Genomic DNA, 16,309 nt, shown 5'->3' with positions numbered 1-16,309 from the left:
ACGCCCGGTTACATTCCGAACCCGGAAGCTAAGCCTTTCAGCGCCGATGGTACTGCATGGGGGACCGTGTGGGAGAGTAGGACGCCGCCGAACTAATTGTGATAGCCGTAGGCCCTGGTCTTTGACCGGGGCCTACGGCATTTTTGCGTTATGGCATCCCACATACGGCACGGCCGGCTCGCTCTCACCGTCAGCTTCTGTGTCCAGGGGGTCGTCTTCGCCCTCCTCGTCACCCGGATCCCGGCGCTCAAGGAGCAGTACGGGATGTCCGACGGGCTGTTACCCGTCTTCCTCGCTGCCGTGCCGGTCCTGGCCGGGGTCGGCAGCGTGGTCACCGGGCGCCTGGTGCGGAGAGTGCCGCCCGCGTACGTACTGCGCTGGGTGCAGCCCGTCGTCTGCCTCGCCCTGCCGGCGGTGGCCGCGGGGGACCGGCTGTGGCAAGCGGCCTGCGGGCTCGGGGTGTTCGGGCTTGCCGTGGGAGCGCTGGACGCGTCGATGAACATGCTCGGGGTGAGCCTGCAGCGCGCGTACGGGCGCAGCATCATGCTCGGCTTTCATGCCGCGTACAGCCTGGGAGGGATCGCCGGGGCGTCGCTCGCATGGCTGGGCGCGCACCAGGAGTGGTCGCTGGCCCGGCTGGACGTGCCCGTCGTGGCCGTCGTCCTGCCGGCGGCGTTGATCGCGAGCCGGTGGTACGTCGTCCGTACCGCCGAGGAGCCGGGCTCGGGACAAGGGGCGTCCGCACCGGGGGCCGTTCGCGGGCTGTTGCCCCTCTGCCTCGTCATGACCTTCGCCTATATCGGTGATTCGACGGTCTCCAACTGGAGTGCCACATACCTGCATTCGGTGCTGCACGGTTCCGAACAGCTCGCGACCGTCCCCTACAACGTCTATATGGCGACCACTCTCATCGGCCGTTCGCTCGGGGATCTGACGGTGCGGCGTTTCGGTGCGGTTGCCGTCGTCCGGGCCGGGGCCGTCGTCGCGGCGGGCGGTTTTGCCGTGGTGGCGGTGGCGCCCGGGGCGTGGGTGGGGATAGGCGGGTTCACTCTTCTGGGGATCGGACTGTGCGTCATCGTGCCGCAGATCTTCGCCGCCGCCGAGGACGACGCCTCCGTGGCCCGGCTCAATGTCTTCAACTACGTGGGATTCCTGGTCGGTTCGCCTCTCGTGGGTGCGGTGGGCGAGGCGTGGAGTTATCGCGGGGCGATGTGTGTGCCGATGACACTTGTTCTTGCGACGTTGTTGTACGTCCGCTCGTTCGGGGTGTTGTCCGACCGATACGGTGACGGTCATGAGCGGCCGCGCACAGCTGATGTGGGATGAGGCAGTAACGGGCTACGACTTCGGTCCCGGGCATCCGATGGACCCGGTGCGGCTCGCGTTGACCATGCGATTGGTGGAGGCCTTCGGGCTGGACAAGGCGATGCGGGTGGTGGCGGCCCCGCCGGCGGGGGAGTCGACGCTGCGACTGGTGCACCGCGAGGACTACATCGATGCCGTGCGGGCGGCTTCGTCGGATCCCGGGGCCGTGCCGCATGCCGACCCTGCGGCCTTTCTCCCTTACGGGATCGGGACCACCGACGTGCCGGCCTTTGCGGGGATGCACGAGGCTTCGGCCCTGATTGCCGGTCAGTCGGTCGCCGCGGCTGAGGCGGTGTGGAGCGGGGAGGCGGCTCACGCGGTGAATTTCGCGGGCGGGCTGCACCACGCCATGCCGGGTGGCGCCTCGGGCTTCTGCGTCTACAACGACGCGGCCCTGGCGGTGGCCCGGCTGCTCGAGCTGGGGGCCGAGCGGGTCGCGTACGTCGATGTGGACGTGCACCACGGCGACGGGGTGCAGGCGGCCTTCTGGGAGGACCCGCGGGTGCTGACGATCTCGCTGCACGAGCACCCCAGGACCCTTTTCCCGCAGACCGGTTGGCCCGAGGAGACGGGTGCCCCGGGTGCGGAGGGCAGCGCGGTGAACGTGGCGCTGCCGGCGGGGACGGGGGACGCCGGGTGGCTGCGGGCGTTCCATGCCGTGGTGCCCGAGCTGCTGGCCGCCTTCCGGCCGCAGGTGGTGGTGAGCCAGCACGGCGCCGATACGCACTTCGACGACCCGCTGGCGCACCTGGCCGTGTCGCTGGACGCGCAGCGGATGGCGGCGGAGGCGTGCCATGCGCTGGCCCATGAGCATGCCGAGGGGCGCTGGGTCGCGCTGGGCGGGGGCGGGTACGCGGTGGTGGAGGTGGTGCCGCGGTCGTGGGCGCATCTGGTGGGGATCGCGGCCGGGCGGCCGGTGGATCCGGAGACCGTGCTGCCGGAGGAGTGGCGGGGTGAAGTGTTCCGCCGGACGCGGGAGTTGGGGCCGTTGCGGATGACGGACGGGCGGACGCCCGTGTGGCGGGACTTCGGGGAGTCGGGGTACGACCCCGCCGATCGCCTGGACCAGGCGGTGCTGGCCACGCGCCGGGCCGTGTTTCCGGCGCACGGGCTGTGGCCGTAGATCATGGGAACCCCGACCACCGACGCCCTTCGCGCGCACCTTCTCTCCGCGCGGCTTGCCGGGGTTGTGGCGACCTCGCGGGAAGGGAGTCTCCAGCGGTACCGGGCGTTCGCCGCGGGGGATCCGCGGGTGCTGATCGGTCTTGAGCCTGAATGTGACTGGCGCTTCGAGGACTTGTTGCGTCTGATGAGCAACAGGTGTGGGGTTTCGGCCGATCCCCAGCACACTTCCGGGCAGGATGTGATCGACCCCGAGCGGACGATCGTGGCACTCGGTGCCTTCGCCGAGCGGCTCGGCGCGGTGGCCGAACGGCGCGGCGCGGTGCTGCTCGGGACCGGTCACCCGCACCGGCTCCTGGACTTCTACGCCGGGTTGGCCGTCGGCCTCTCGGCGGCGGGATGCGAAGTCCTCACCCCGGCGCAGGGTCGAAGTGTCGACATAACGACCCGGTTCGGGGTACGCACTTACAACCTTGACTACGTCCGAGGAGTCGCGCTGATGCGTGAACCCGGCGCGCGGGCGTCGGGGAGTGAGCCGGGCGCGCATACGCATTCACCCCTCCCGGTTCGGATCGCCCTGGCCGCTGCGGCCGAGGCCGGCGGACCCCTGCCCGACCTGGTCATCGGGGACCACGGGTGGCTCTGCGGGGCAGGTCAGCTGGGCATTGAGGCGATCGGTCCGGCCGACGCGGACGACCCTGCTCCGTTCGTCGGGGAGGCCGAGGGGAGGGTGTCGGTCGTCGTTCCGCTTGATGACACTGTGCGGTCTGATTACTACCGACCGCTTACTCGCTATGTACTCAATCGAGCGTGTCTGTCACAGTAGGCGGCCGATGGCTGCTCCTCTTCCCCACTCGCATCACCCGCCCCTACTCTGGGGAGTGAGCGCGCAGCGACGAGGAGTCACCGGAGGGGAAGCCGGTGCGCGTCATGTGCGGAAGGTTCAGGTGTGTCATGGCTGCTGGCGAAAGGCCTCTCAACGAGGTCGTGTTCCTGACCGTGGCGGAAGTCGCCGCGGTGATGCGAGTGTCCAAGATGACCGTGTACCGCTTGGTGCACAGCGGTCATCTGCCGGCGATCCGGGTGGGCAGGTCCTTCCGGGTCCCAGAGCAAGCGGTGCACGAGTACCTCCGGGAGTCCTACGTGGGGGTGGAAACAGCCTGACGGGGGCCTCGGATTACGCTGTTCGCCCGGTGCCGGGTAGGCTGGCCCGATGTAGGTCGTGTGGGCTCGGACGCCCCGCACCGAGTGAATCGATGTAAGCGAGGGTAGTCGTGGGCTCTGTTATCAAGAAGCGGCGCAAGCGGATGGCCAAGAAGAAGCACCGCAAGCTGCTCAAGCGCACGCGCGTTCAGCGTCGCAACAAGAAGTAAGCGGCTCGCCGCTGTGCTCGTCCCGCAGCCCTTCCACCGTTCACGGTGGGAGGGCTGCGGTGCGTTGCAGTGAGTGATGCCTTCGCTACGGCTTGAAATGTCGCTCCGCGCAGCGGGCGGTCATCACAGTGCAACAACGACCCGCTACGGTGGCCGCGGCAGGGCACTTCTGGTCGGGTGAGGGTGGAAGGAAGGCGCTGATCTTGGGCAAGGTCGTGCTCGTCACCGGAGTCGCGCGGCAGCTGGGCGGCCGGTTCGTCCGCCGCATCCTGCGCGAGCCCGACGTCGACCGGGTCATCGGGGTGGACGCAGTGCCACCCGAGCACCGCCTGGGCGGGGCCGAATTCATACGGGCGGACATCCGCCACCCGACGATCGGCAAGCTCCTGGCCGAGCACGCCGTGGACACCGTCGTCCATATGGACGTCAGCGCCACCTCGCTGGCCAAGCGGGGCAGCCGGGCCGTGGTCAAGGAGACCAACGTCATCGGCACCATGCAGCTGCTCGGAGCCTGCCAGAAGACCCCCTCCGTCAAGCGGCTCGTGGTCAAGTCGAGCACCAACGTCTACGGTTCCGCACCCCGCGACCCCGCCGTCTTCACCGAGACCACCCCGCCCAAGTCCCTGCCCAGCGGCGGCTTCGCCAAGGACACCGTCGAGGTCGAGGGCTATGTGCGCGGCTTCGCGCGCCGCCGGCCCGATGTGGCCGTGTGCGTCCTGCGGTTCGCGAACATCCTCGGGCCCTGTGCCGATTCGCCGCTCGCGGAGTACTTCTCGCTGCCCGTGCTGCCCACGGTCCTCGGCTTCGACCCCCGGCTGCAGTTCGTCCACGAGGACGACGCGATCGAGGTGCTGCGCATCGCCACCGGCGAGCCGGCCCGCTCCACGCTCAACAGCGGCACCTTCAACATCGCGGGAGACGGCGTTCTGCTGCTCTCCCAGGCCGCCCGGCGGCTCGGGCGCCCCACCCTCCCCTTCTTCCTGCCCAGTGTCACCTGGGTGGGCTCGGTGCTGCGCTCCGTCGGGGTCCTGGACTTCTCGCCCGAGCAGATCCGGCTGCTCACCCACGGGCGGGTCGTCGACACCGCGCAGATGCGCGAGACGCTGGGCTTCCACCCCCGCTACTCCACTGCGGACGCCTTCGCGGACTTCGCCCGCAGCCGCGGCCCGGGGCTGCTGCCGCCCGAGACCCTCGCCCGTACCGTCGACCGGATCGCGGCGCTGGTGCCAGCCGGCCGCGGCCAGAACTGAGGAGCGCACCCACCATGGCGGATGCGAAGGTCATCCCGTTCGGCGACGACCCACGGGCCAAGCGGAGGCCCAAGCGGCCCGTGCGGGCCCGGGCCGGCCGGGCGACCGCGCCGCTCGCCCCCGTACCTGCGCAGCGGGACGAGCCGCAGGAGTCCGCCGACGTGCAGCCGGCGCCGTCCGGCGCGGTGCAGGCCCCGGAGGAGGGCGGCTGGGACCGGCGGCTCGCGCACGGGCTGAGCTTTCTGAGGCGGCGGATCACCGGCGAGTACGAGGTCGACGACTTCGGCTTCGACGAGGAGCTCACCGAGCAGGTCGTGATGTCCGCGCTGCGGCCGGTCTACGACAAATACTTCCGGGTCGAGGTGAAGGGCCTGGAGAACATCCCCGACAAGGGCGCGGCGCTGATCGTCGCCAACCACTCCGGGACGCTCCCGTGGGACGGCCTGATGCTCCAGGTCGCGGTCCACGACCACCACCCGGCCGCGCGGCACCTGCGGATGCTCGCCGCGGACCTGGTCTTCCGGCTGCCCGGCGTCAATGAGATCTCCCGCAAGCTCGGGCACACGCTCGCCTGCGCGGAGGACGCCCAAGTGCTGCTGGAGCGCGGTGAGTTGGTGGGCGTGATGCCGGAGGGCTTCAAGGGGATCGGGAAGCCCTTCTCCGAGCGGTACAAGCTGCAGCGCTTCGGCCGGGGCGGGTTCGTCTCCACGGCACTGCGTGCCGGGGCGCCGATCGTGCCGTGCTCGATCGTGGGGGCGGAGGAGATCTACCCCATGGTCGGCAACGCGAAGACGGTGGCGCGGCTGTTCGGCTTCCCCTACTTCCCGCTGACGCCGACCTGGCCGTGGCTCGGCCCGCTGGGGCTGATGCCGCTGCCGACGAAGTGGACGATCCAGTTCGGCGAGCCCATCCCCACGGACGGCCACCCGGCGGAGGCCGCGGACGACCCGATGCTGATGTTCAACCTCACGGACCAGGTGCGGGAAACGATTCAGCACACGCTGTACAAGCTGCTCGTGCAGCGGCGGTCGGTGTTCTTCTGAGTCCGAGGGAAGAACACCGACCGCCGCTCGGCGGGCCGCTCTCTGCTTGTCTTCCTACTTGTCCTCCTGGCCGTGGATGCCCAGGCCCGGCAGGACGTCCGGGGGCAGCAGCGGCGGGATGACGATGGGCGGCTTACCGGACTGCTTGCCGTCCTTGCCCGGGGAGCCGGATGGGCCCGAGCTGTCGGGCGCGGGCTGCAGCAGGCCCGTACCGCCGAGGAGCCCCTCGCCCTCGTCGTGACTGCTCGGGGCGGACGAACGGGGGCTGCTGCCGGGGTGCTTGCCGTCGGTCGTGGACGGGGACTGCGGGGCGGGCGCGGAACGGCCCGCGCTGCCTCCGGCGTGCGGTGAGGCGCTGCCGCGGTCGGGAACCGCGTGCCTGCCCTTGGGCTGGTGCAGCAGACCCTGCAGCGGCTCGACCTCATCGTCTATGGCGGTGAAGACCGAACTGACCCTGTCCCCCACGTCGGTGAGCGGGAGGGGCAGCCGCTCGCGCAGCTGGCTCCAGCCCTCGCGGTGCGAGGCGGCGAACGAGGACAGCCGCCGGATGGGACCCAGGGAGCCGTCGCGCTGGTAGGCGGCGTGGAGCAGGCGGTGGCCCTCGGCCGCGTCCTGCTGCATGCCGAAGAGGGTGCGGCGGATCTCGTTGAGCGACTCGTGGTCGAGGTGCCCCGAGCGGCCGCGCTCCATGAGGCGGCGGGCCTCGGCCAGGCGCGTCGACGCCTGGTCGAGGAAGAGGCCGCCGCGGTCGGCGTCGCTGTCGGCCATGCCGAGTTTGAGGTCCTCGATGCCGCGCTTGAGCCCGTAGAGGGTGTCGCCCGGCAGGGCGTTGGAACTCGCCGACGCCACACCGCCGAACGCGCCCGCCGCCACGCCCACCGTGAGCCCGCCGGCGGCGAGCCCCTTGGACCAGCGCGAGCGCGGCCGGAGCCGGCCCAGCGCCCGGTGGGCACCGCGGCCAGCGCCCTCGCGCGGCTGGGGGACCGTGGTGCCGCCGCCCGCGAACTGGCTCTCCATGGCGGCGATCAGCTGAGCCCGCTGAACGGTTTTCACCTCGGGATCCAGCTCGGGGGCGGGCAGCTCACCGAGCCCGCTCGCCAGGGCCAGCAGCCGGGCCTGCCCGGCATCCTCCGCCGGTGGTCCGGGCCGTGCGGCCGCAGCGCCCTGGAGATCCTGGTCCTCCAGGGCCTGGGCGAAGGCGTTCGCCCGCCGGTGCGCCGAAACATTCGCGATCACGGGCGGCACCTCCTCTCGTCATGACGGTCGACTCCCCTGGACATCAGTAGGGTTGCACGCCTTGAGAGTGTCCACTCGAACGAGTGAGTAGACAGAGGTTGGGCGCGACCTCGGGAAGCCTGCATCCCGGACAACGAGTGGCGCGGCAGTCGGGTTACGCGGACGCGGGGACCTCGGGAAAGCGGTCGGGGTCGGGGGGAGCGGCGCACGGGATCAGCGGGCGTCGTCCGGCAGGAGTCTGGCCAGGGTGCGCACGGCCCGGTACTGCAGCGTCTTGATGGCACCCTCGTTCTTGCCCATCACCCGGGCGGTCTCGGCGACCGAGAGGCCCTGCAGGAAGCGGAGGGTGACGCACTCCTGCTGCTGCGGATTGAGTTTGCGCACGGCCTCCAACAGGGCTGCGTTGGAAAGGGATTCGAGGACGGAGTCCTCCGGGCTGCGCTCGACCTCGTTGGCATCGAGCATCTCTCCCGTGGTCACTTCGAGCCGGAACCTTGACGACTTGAAGTGGTCGGCGACGAGGTTGCGGGCGATCGTCACCAGCCAGGCGCCGAAGTCCCGGCCCTGCCAGGTGAAGGTGCCGATGCGGCGGAGGGCGCGCAGGAACGTCTCGCTCGTGAGGTCCTCGGCCGTGGCCCGGCCGCCCACGCGGTAGTAGATGTAGCGGTAGACGGTGTCGGCGTACTGGTCGTAGAGGCGGCCGAAGGCTTCGGCCTCGCCGGCCTGGGCGCGCTCGACCAGGTCCAGCATGCGTGCGCTGTCGCTGTCGGCGCTGGGGCGGCGGGTGGTCGTGGTCGTGGCGGCGGCACCGCCGCGGCGGGCTCGTCTGCCGACGGCCGCGCTGCTCTCGGCGAGGGCGTAGAGGGGACCGGCCGGGCCGCCGTTCCCTACGGCCGGGCCGGGTGTGGCGAGGGCGGGGACGGCATACGCGGTGGGGACGAAGCCGCGCAGACGGTCGACGACCGCTGCGCGCAGCGTAGCCAGGCCCGAGGCGTCAACCCCGACGTGTGGGTACACGGGACTCCCAGAGGCAGAGCTTCCATCACGTGCAGTGCGGGACCGTTCACTCGCCGTGGGGACAAGTGGGTACCGGTTTGCGTCTGAGGAGAATAACCCTTCGTACAGGCAGCGCTACACCGAGTTGCTCAAATCATCGTTTCCATGCGTTCTGGGCTCGATTACTGCTCGATCAAATATCGAACTCTGAACGGAAGTTGACCGGATTTGCCGATGGTGTGGCCGATTCGGCAGCGTGTTGTGGCAATCCGGACACGCCAGGACTGTCGTGGGCCATGTGGGGGTATGACAACAGGATTGCCTGCGGGGTGAAATCGGTTACGGCCCGTGGCGAGGAGGCGCGCCGGGGCTGTCGCCCGATGTGGTGACGGGGGGCAACGCCGGGGGGACGGGCCGGAGTTGCCCGTCCGTCATGGGCCCGGGGTCAGCGACGGCGCCTGTGCAGGGCGACGGCCGCCGCGGCGCCGCCCGCGAGGGCACCCACGGCCGCAGCCGCGGGAATGCCGACCTTCGCGGCCTTGCGGCCGGTCCGGTAGTCGCGCAGCCGCCAGCCGTGTTCGCGCGCGTGCTTGTGCAGCCGGCCGTCGGGATTCACCGCATAGGGGTGCCCGACGATCGACAGCATCGGGATGTCGTTGTGGGAGTCGCTGTAGGCGGCGCAGCGGGACAGGTCCAGGCCCTCGGCGGTGGCCAGCGCGCGGACGGCCTCGGCCTTGGCCGGGCCGTGCAGCAGCTCGCCGACGAGCTTGCCGGTGTAGACGCCGCCGACGGACTCGGCGACCGTGCCCAGCGCGCCGGTCAGGCCCAGCCGGCGGGCGATGATCGTGGCGGTCTCCACGGGGGCGGCGGTGACGAGCCAGACCTTCTGTCCGGCGTCCAGGTGGGCCTGGGCGAGGGCGCGGGTGCCGGGCCAGATGCGCTCGGCCATGTACTCGTCGTAGATCTCCTCGCCGATGCTCATCAGCTCGGAGACGCGGTGGCCCTTCACGATGGACAGCACGCTGTCGCGGGCGTCCTGGATGTGCTCGGGGTCCTCCATGCCGGCCAGCCGGAAATAGGCCTGCTGCCAGGCGAAGCGGAGCAGATCGCGCTTGCCGAAGAAGTGCCGCTTGTAGAGGCCGCGTCCGAAGTGGAACATGGCGGCGCCCTGCATCACGGTGTTGTCGAGGTCGAAGAAGGCGGCGGCCTTTTCGTCGCCCGCGACCGGGAATTCCGGCTCGGGCTGCTCGGGGGTCTCCGGCTCGAGCGGGGCGGACGCCTCGTCGCTCTCCTGGGCGGACTTGCGTGCTGCCTCCGCCGAGGCCTCGCCCGCCAGCACGCTGCGGGCGGTGGCGGAGCGCTTGCGGGAAAGGAGCCATCCGAGTGCGGCCATGCCGTGAGCATAGCCAGTTTGTTCGGGGTATCCGGAGCCGGGACGATGCGATGGCGTGAACACTGCGTATCCGTGGGGCTACCCGGCGGCTATCCCCCCAGTGCCTTGCGCAGCCTGTCCGGATTCACCCGCCAGAAGTCGTGCTGTTCACCGTCGACGAGGACGACCGGAATCTGTTCCCAGTACTTACGGTGCAGTTCCGCGTCCTGCTCGATGTCCTTCTTCTCCCAGCGCGCCCCCAGTTCGCCGCAGACCCGCTCGATGACGGCCTCGGCGTCGTCGCACAGGTGGCAGCCGGGCTTGCCGATCAGAGTGACGATGGAGTCGGCGGGGTTCTTGCGGGCGCTACGGCGCAGCAGCGGGCTCATGTCCGTCATTGTGCCGGGTGCTGCCGTGGGGCGGCTGTCGCGCCGGTGCCCCGTGGGGGCTCCCGCCGGCGTCCGGGACGGCGATTTCGGATGCCTGAGTCGACTATCATCGTGGGCGTTTTGTCCGGAGAAGAAGCAGCGTGGTGAGGAGTGGACGCCCGTGTCCCCGTCGACGCACCTGTGGTGCGCGTGCGGCCCGTGTGACGGTCGCAACGGCGCGGGCATTGGTTCCCGGATCGGGCCTAAAGGCCGCGTGAGCCCGGTCACTTTGCCCGGACAAAGCGGACACCATCTTTGTGCACGCGTTCACAAAGGCATAGCCTGCGTTCGACGGGGCGGTCCTGGGACGAGGCGCCGCCTGCAGCCCCGCTCTACCCGCAGGAGCACCGTGGCAACTGGCCGAACTCACCGACCGGCGACCCGAAGCCGAGGGATTCCCGAGGCCACCGTCGCCCGGCTACCGCTGTATCTGCGCGCGCTGACGGCGCTCTCCGAGCGCTCGGTCCCCACGGTCTCCTCCGAGGAGCTCGCGGCCGCGGCGGGCGTCAATTCCGCCAAGCTCCGCAAGGACTTCAGCTACCTCGGCTCCTACGGCACCCGCGGCGTCGGCTACGACGTCGAGTACCTCGTCTACCAGATCTCCCGCGAGCTCGGCCTCACCCAGGACTGGCCGGTCGTGATCGTCGGTATCGGCAACCTCGGCGCCGCCCTGGCCAACTACGGCGGCTTCGCCTCCCGCGGCTTCCGCGTCGCGGCCCTGATCGACGCCGACCCCGCCATGACCGGCAGGCCGGTCGCCGGGCTGCCCGTGCGGCACACCGACGAACTCGAGTCGATCATCACGGACAACGGCGTCTCCATCGGCGTCATCGCGACCCCCGCCGGTGCCGCGCAGCAGGTCTGCGACCGGCTCGTGGCGGCCGGGGTCACCTCGATCCTCAACTTCGCGCCCACCGTGCTCGTCGTCCCGGACGGCGTGGACGTCCGCAAGGTCGACCTGTCGATCGAGCTGCAGATCCTCGCCTTCCACGAGCAGCGCAAGGCCGGCGAGGAGACCACTGCGCCGTCCGGCGCCGGTGCCGCCGCCGCGGCGTCCGCGGCCGCGCGCCCGGCCGGGGGCGGCAGGAAGGGACCGGAGGGGGACGTCCCCGCCGTGATGCCGGCATGAGTCTTCTGGTCGTCGGACTGAGCCACCGCAGCGCGCCCGTGAGCGTGCTGGAGCGGGCCGCCCTCGCGCGCGAGACGCAGGCGCGCCTGGTGCACGACACGCTGGCCGCCGAGCCCGCCACCGAGGCGGCCGTGCTCGCCACCTGCAACCGCATCGAGCTCTACGCCGACGTGGACAAGTTCCACGCCGGTGTGGCCGAGCTGTCCACGCTGCTCGCCCGGCACTCGGGCGTCGGCCTGGAGGAGCTCACCCCGTACCTGTACGTGCACTACGAGGACCGGGCCGTCCACCACCTCTTCTCGGTGGCCTGCGGGCTGGACTCGATGGTCGTCGGCGAGGGCCAGATCCTCGGCCAGATCAAGGACGCGCTCGCCCTCGGCCAGGAGCTGCACACCGCCGGGCGGCTGCTGAACGACCTGTTCCAGCAGGCGCTGCGGGTGGGCAAGCGCGCCCACAGCGAGACGGGCATCGACAAGGCGGGCCAGTCCCTGGTCACCTTCGGCCTGGAGCGGCTCGCCTGCGGCGTGCCGGTGGCCGACTGGGTCGCGGGCAAGCGCGCCCTGGTCATCGGCGCCGGTTCGATGTCCTCGCTGGCCGCCGCCACGCTCGCGCGCGCGGGTGTGGCGCACGTGGCCATCGCCAACCGCACGCTGGAGCGGGCGGAGCGCCTGGCGGCGATCCTCACCGAGCCGGGTGCCGGTACCGCGGTCACCGCGTCCGCGGTGGAGATGCCGGCCGTCCCGGCCGAGCTGGCGCAGGCCGACATCGTGGTGTCCTGCACCGGCGCAACGGGCCTGGTGCTCACGGCAGATGAGGTGAGCGAGGCCCTGGCGGGCCGCGACGGCGCCGCACTCGCCCTGCTCGACCTCGCCATGCCGCGCGACGTCGACGCCGCCGTGCACCGCATCGGCGGCGCCCGGCTCGTCGACATCGAGACCCTGGCCGAGGCCTCCGCCGACGCACCCATGGCCGCCGACGTCGACCAGGTGCGCAGCATCGTCTCCGACGAGGTCGCCGCCTTCGGCGCCGCGCAGCGGGCCGCGCACATCACGCCGACCGTGGTCGCCCTGCGCACCATGGCCGCCGGCGTCGTGGCCGGCGAGATGGCCCGGCTCGACGGACGGCTGCCCGGCCTGGACGACAAGGAGCGCGCGGAGATCACGCAGACCGTGCGCCGCGTCGTCGACAAGCTCCTCCACGCGCCCACCGTGCGGGTCAAGGAGCTCGCCTCCACCCCCGGCGGCGCCGGCTACGCCGATGCGCTGCGGGAACTCTTCGACCTCGATCCGCAGGCCGTGGCTGCCGTCAGCCGTGCCGACTCGCGGACCTCACGGGAGCCGTCATGAACGACACCACCACACCGCTGCGCCTCGGCACCCGCCGCAGCAAGCTGGCCATGGCCCAGTCCGGGCAGGTCGCCGAGGCCGTGCAGCAGCTCACCGGCCGCCCCGTCGAGCTGGTCGAGATCACCACGTACGGCGACGTCTCGCGCGAGCACCTCGCGCAGATCGGCGGCACCGGCGTCTTCGTCTCCGCGCTGCGCGACGCGCTGCTCGCGGACGAGATCGACTTCGCCGTGCACTCGCTGAAGGACCTGCCGACCCAGCAGCCCGACGACCTCGCGCTCGCCGCGATCCCGGTCCGCGAGGACCCGCGCGACGCGCTGGTGGCCCGTGACGGGCTCACCTTCGAGGAGCTCCCGGACGGTGCGCGCATCGGCACCGGTTCGCCGCGCCGCATGGCGCAGCTCAACGCCTGGGCGCGCACGCTCGGCCGGCGCATCGAGACCGTGCCGATCCGCGGCAACATCGACACCCGGCTCGGCTACGTCGCCAAGGGCGAGCTGGACGCCGTCGTGCTCGCCGCAGCCGGTCTGACCCGACTCGGCAGGATCGGGGAGGTCACCCAGTTCCTGGAGACCGACGCAGTTCTGCCCGCCCCCGGCCAGGGGGCCCTGGCGATCGAGTGCGCCGTGACCAACGCACCCCTCGCCGCGATGCTCGCCGAGCTCGACGACCCGCACACGCGGGTCGCCGTGACCGCCGAGCGTTCCCTGCTCGCCGCCCTGGAGGCCGGCTGCAGTGCACCCGTGGGTGCACTGGCCGACCTGTTGGCCGTCGGGCAGGTTGTCACCGAAATGCGCCTGCGCGGCGTCGTCGGCACCACCGACGGCTCCACGCTGGTGCAGCTGTCCATCACCGGTCCCGTGCCGGCGTCCAGCGAAGAGGCAGTTGCCATGGGGCAGTTGCTCGCCGCGGAGATGCTCGACAAGGGTGCGGCCGGTCTTATGGGGGAGCGAGCACTTTGAACCCCACCGCCCCGAACCACCCCACGCACGGGCACGTCACCTTCCTCGGTGCCGGACCCGGAGACCCGGGACTGCTGACGCTGCGCGCCGTGGAGGCGCTGGCGGCCGCGGACGTCCTGATCGCCGATCCGCAGGTGCTCGACGTGGTGCGCACGCATGCGCGCGCCCATGTGGACATGCCTGCGCAGACGGTTACTGACGAGGCATCAAAAACCGCGGACATCCCCGTACTCAGGGACACGGCCAATCTTGTCATGTCGGCCGCGCGCAGCGGCAAGCGGGTCGTCCGTGCCGTGCTCGGCGACCCCGGGCTCGACGGCAACGCCGCCGACGAGATGCTGGCCTGCGCCGACGGCGGCATCACCTTCGAGGTGGTGCCGGGCGTCGCCACGGCCGTCGGCGTGCCCGCGTACGCCGGTGTGCCGCTGCACGACGGCCGGGGCGGTGACGTCCGCTTCGTCGACGCCCGCACCGCCACCTGCTGGAGCGAGGTCGGCGCGAGCGAGACGACCGCGGTCGTCTCCACCACGCTCGACACGGTCGTCTCCGCAGCCGGCGAACTGGTCTCCGCCGGACGCAAGCCCGAGACGCCGATGAGCATCACCGTCGCCGGCACCACCACCCGCCAGCGCACCTGGACCGCCACCCTCGGCACGGTCGCCCAGGTGCTCAAGGCCGCCAAGGTGCTGCCCTCGCCCGACGGCGGGCAGCCCGTCATAGCCGTGGTCGGCGAGCGCAGCGCTGCCGAACGGCGCGACCGGCTCTCGTGGTTCGAGTCCAAGCCGCTCTTCGGCTGGAACGTGCTCGTCCCGCGCACCAAGGAGCAGTCCGCCGCGCTCTCCGACCAGCTCCGCTCGTACGGCGCCGTGCCGCACGAGGTGCCGACCATCGCCGTCGAACCGCCGCGCACCCCGCAGCAGATGGAGCGCGCGGTCAAGGGCCTGGTCACCGGCCGCTACGAGTGGATCGCCTTCACGTCCGTCAACGCCGTCAAGGCGGTGCGCGAGAAGTTCGAGGAGTACGGGCTCGACGCGCGCGCCTTCGCCGGCATCAAGGTCGCGGCCGTCGGCGAGCAGACCGCGAAGTCGCTGATCGAGTTCGGCGTCAAGCCGGACCTGGTGCCCAGTGGCGAGCAGTCGGCCGCCGGCCTGCTGGAGGACTGGCCGCCCTACGACCCGGTCTTCGACCCGATCGACCGCGTCTTCCTGCCCCGCGCCGACATCGCCACCGAGACCCTGGTGGCCGGTCTGATCGAGCTGGGCTGGGAGGTCGACGACGTCACGGCCTACCGGACCGTGCGCGCCTCGCCGCCGCCGGCCGAGACCCGCGAGGCGATCAAGGGCGGCGGCTTCGACGCCGTGCTGTTCACCTCGTCCTCCACCGTGCGGAACCTGGTCGGCATCGCCGGCAAGCCGCACAATGTCACCGTCATCGCCTGCATCGGCCCCGCCACCGCGAAGACCGCGGAGGAACACGGCCTGCGGGTGGACGTGCTGTCGCCCGAGCCCTCGGTGCACAAACTCGCCGAGGCGCTCGCGGAGTTCGGCGCGGCCCGGCGCGACGCGGCCCTGGAGGCCGGCGATCCGGTCACCCGCCCGAGCGAGCGGCGGCCCGGATCGCGCAGAAGGGCACGGAGTTGAGCACCACGTACGGAACCTTCCCCGGATCGCGGCCGCGCCGGCTGCGCACCACGCCCGCCATGCGGCGCATGGTCGCGGAGCACCGGCTGCACCCGGCCGACCTGATCCTGCCCGCCTTCGTGCGGGAGGGCATCGCCGAGCCGGTGCCGATCTCCGCCATGCCGGGGGTCGTCCAGCACACCCGCGACACGCTGCGCAAGGCCGCGGTCGAGGCGCTGGAGGCGGGCGTCGCCGGGATCATGCTGTTCGGCGTGCCCGAGGACGCCAACAAGGACGCCCTGGGCACCGCCGGGACGGACCCCGACGGCATCCTCCAGGTCGCCATCCGCGACGTGAAGGCCGAGGTCGGCGACGAGCTCGTCATCATGTCCGACCTCTGCCTGGACGAGTACACCGACCACGGCCACTGCGGCGTGCTCGACGAACAGGGCCGTGTGGACAACGACGCGACGCTGGAGCGCTACGCCGAGATGGCGCAGGTCCAGGCCGACGCGGGCGTCCATGTGGTGGGCCCCAGCGGCATGATGGACGGCCAGGTCGGCGTCATCCGCGACGCCCTCGACCAGACCGGGCACGAGGACGTGTCGGTCCTCGCCTACACCGCCAAGTACGCGTCCGCGTTCTACGGGCCCTTCCGCGAGGCCGTCGGCTCGTCCCTCCAGGGCGACCGCAAGACCTACCAGCAGGACCCGGCGAACGCGCGCGAGTCGCTGCGCGAGCTGGAGCTGGACCTCGCCGAGGGCGCCGACATGGTGATGGTCAAGCCGGCGCTGCCGTACCTGGACGTGCTGCAGCGGGTCGCGGACTCCGTGGACGTGCCGGTCGCGGCGTACCAGATCTCCGGCGAGTACGCGATGATCGAGGCGGCGGCCGCCAACGGGTGGATCGAGCGCGACCGCGCGATCCTGGAGACCCTCACCGGCATCAAGCGGGCCGGCGCGAACATGATTCTGACGTACTGGGCGACCGAGGTCGCCCAGGGGCTGAAGCAGGGCCTGTAGCAGGGGCTGTGGGGGATGGCGGGCCGAAAGTGCCCGTCACCCACAC

General features: G+C 71.3%; 16 protein-coding genes and 1 rRNA gene. 13 read left to right on the top strand and 4 right to left on the bottom strand.

Features of this window, described 5'->3' with window-relative positions; genetic code table 11:
• The 8 genes from rrf to ACWD4B_RS20050 form a co-directional block, all read left to right on the top strand.
• Positions 1-93: ribosomal RNA gene (gene rrf, locus ACWD4B_RS20085) — 5S ribosomal RNA — on the top strand; the annotation flags it as partial.
• Between the two features lie 57 nt (positions 94-150).
• On the top strand, positions 151-1,326 hold the full coding sequence (locus tag ACWD4B_RS20080; RefSeq protein ID WP_451421995.1) for an MFS transporter: 1,176 nt from the start codon (positions 151-153) through the stop codon (positions 1,324-1,326).
• The gene (locus ACWD4B_RS20075) at positions 1,295-2,488 is read left to right on the top strand and encodes an acetoin utilization protein AcuC (protein ID WP_451421994.1); all 1,194 of its coding nucleotides are present in this window, start codon (positions 1,295-1,297) and stop codon (positions 2,486-2,488) included. Before ACWD4B_RS20080 ends, ACWD4B_RS20075 begins: the two co-directional genes overlap by 32 nt.
• A 3-nt stretch (positions 2,489-2,491) precedes the next feature.
• Positions 2,492-3,313, top strand: coding sequence for a phosphatase (locus tag ACWD4B_RS20070; protein ID WP_451421993.1), 822 nt, complete (start codon positions 2,492-2,494; stop codon positions 3,311-3,313).
• A gap of 128 nt (positions 3,314-3,441) precedes the next feature.
• Complete coding sequence (locus ACWD4B_RS20065; protein ID WP_067299677.1) at positions 3,442-3,651, top strand: helix-turn-helix domain-containing protein; 210 nt, start codon at positions 3,442-3,444, stop codon at positions 3,649-3,651.
• A gap of 110 nt (positions 3,652-3,761) precedes the next feature.
• Positions 3,762-3,860 (top strand): 30S ribosomal protein bS22, encoded by a 99-nt coding sequence (locus tag ACWD4B_RS20060; protein ID WP_003948845.1) that lies wholly within the window; start codon positions 3,762-3,764, stop codon positions 3,858-3,860.
• Positions 3,861-4,063: 203 nt separating this feature from the next.
• A complete protein-coding gene (locus ACWD4B_RS20055; protein ID WP_451421992.1) occupies positions 4,064-5,110 on the top strand; it encodes an NAD-dependent epimerase/dehydratase family protein in 1,047 nt (348 codons plus the stop codon).
• A gap of 14 nt (positions 5,111-5,124) precedes the next feature.
• The gene (locus ACWD4B_RS20050) at positions 5,125-6,153 is read left to right on the top strand and encodes a 1-acyl-sn-glycerol-3-phosphate acyltransferase (RefSeq protein ID WP_451421991.1); all 1,029 of its coding nucleotides are present in this window, start codon (positions 5,125-5,127) and stop codon (positions 6,151-6,153) included.
• Positions 6,154-6,207: 54 nt separating this feature from the next.
• On the opposite strand, the gene ACWD4B_RS20045 is transcribed toward ACWD4B_RS20050, so the two are convergent.
• The 4 genes from ACWD4B_RS20045 to ACWD4B_RS20030 form a co-directional block, all read right to left on the bottom strand.
• Positions 6,208-7,389 carry a DUF5667 domain-containing protein gene (locus ACWD4B_RS20045; protein ID WP_451421990.1) on the bottom strand — a complete coding sequence of 394 codons (1,182 nt, stop codon included), beginning with the start codon at positions 7,387-7,389 and terminating at the stop codon, positions 6,208-6,210.
• 213 nt (positions 7,390-7,602) lie between these two features.
• Positions 7,603-8,406 carry an ECF subfamily RNA polymerase sigma factor, BldN family gene (locus ACWD4B_RS20040; protein WP_451421989.1) on the bottom strand — a complete coding sequence of 268 codons (804 nt, stop codon included), beginning with the start codon at positions 8,404-8,406 and terminating at the stop codon, positions 7,603-7,605.
• 424 nt (positions 8,407-8,830) lie between these two features.
• Positions 8,831-9,778, bottom strand: coding sequence for an HAD family hydrolase (locus ACWD4B_RS20035; RefSeq protein WP_451421988.1), 948 nt, complete (start codon positions 9,776-9,778; stop codon positions 8,831-8,833).
• Between the two features lie 89 nt (positions 9,779-9,867).
• Positions 9,868-10,146, bottom strand: a complete 279-nt coding sequence (locus ACWD4B_RS20030; RefSeq protein WP_171085663.1) for a glutaredoxin family protein — start codon at positions 10,144-10,146, stop codon at positions 9,868-9,870.
• A gap of 388 nt (positions 10,147-10,534) precedes the next feature.
• Between ACWD4B_RS20030 and ACWD4B_RS20025 the strand changes: the two genes are divergently transcribed.
• The 5 genes from ACWD4B_RS20025 to hemB are packed head-to-tail and all read left to right on the top strand — an operon-like array spanning position 10,535 to position 16,263.
• Positions 10,535-11,314 (top strand): redox-sensing transcriptional repressor Rex, encoded by a 780-nt coding sequence (locus ACWD4B_RS20025; RefSeq protein ID WP_451421987.1) that lies wholly within the window; start codon positions 10,535-10,537, stop codon positions 11,312-11,314.
• Complete coding sequence (locus ACWD4B_RS20020; RefSeq protein WP_451421986.1) at positions 11,311-12,660, top strand: glutamyl-tRNA reductase; 1,350 nt, start codon at positions 11,311-11,313, stop codon at positions 12,658-12,660. The genes ACWD4B_RS20025 and ACWD4B_RS20020 overlap by 4 nt, the downstream gene beginning before the upstream one ends.
• On the top strand, positions 12,657-13,622 hold the full coding sequence (hemC, locus tag ACWD4B_RS20015) for a hydroxymethylbilane synthase (RefSeq protein WP_451421985.1): 966 nt from the start codon (positions 12,657-12,659) through the stop codon (positions 13,620-13,622). Before ACWD4B_RS20020 ends, hemC begins: the two co-directional genes overlap by 4 nt.
• Entirely contained in the window at positions 13,619-15,262 is a 1,644-nt protein-coding gene (locus tag ACWD4B_RS20010; protein WP_451421984.1) for a uroporphyrinogen-III synthase, read from the top strand. Before hemC ends, ACWD4B_RS20010 begins: the two co-directional genes overlap by 4 nt.
• Positions 15,259-16,263, top strand: a complete 1,005-nt coding sequence (gene hemB / locus ACWD4B_RS20005) for a porphobilinogen synthase (protein WP_451421983.1) — start codon at positions 15,259-15,261, stop codon at positions 16,261-16,263. Before ACWD4B_RS20010 ends, hemB begins: the two co-directional genes overlap by 4 nt.
• Positions 16,264-16,309 lie beyond the last annotated feature (46 nt).

The sequence above is a fragment of the Streptomyces sp. NPDC002536 genome (genome assembly GCF_053594995.1).
The sequence above is the reverse complement of the archived record's forward strand: the minus strand, read 5'-3'. Positions and strand labels throughout refer to the sequence as shown.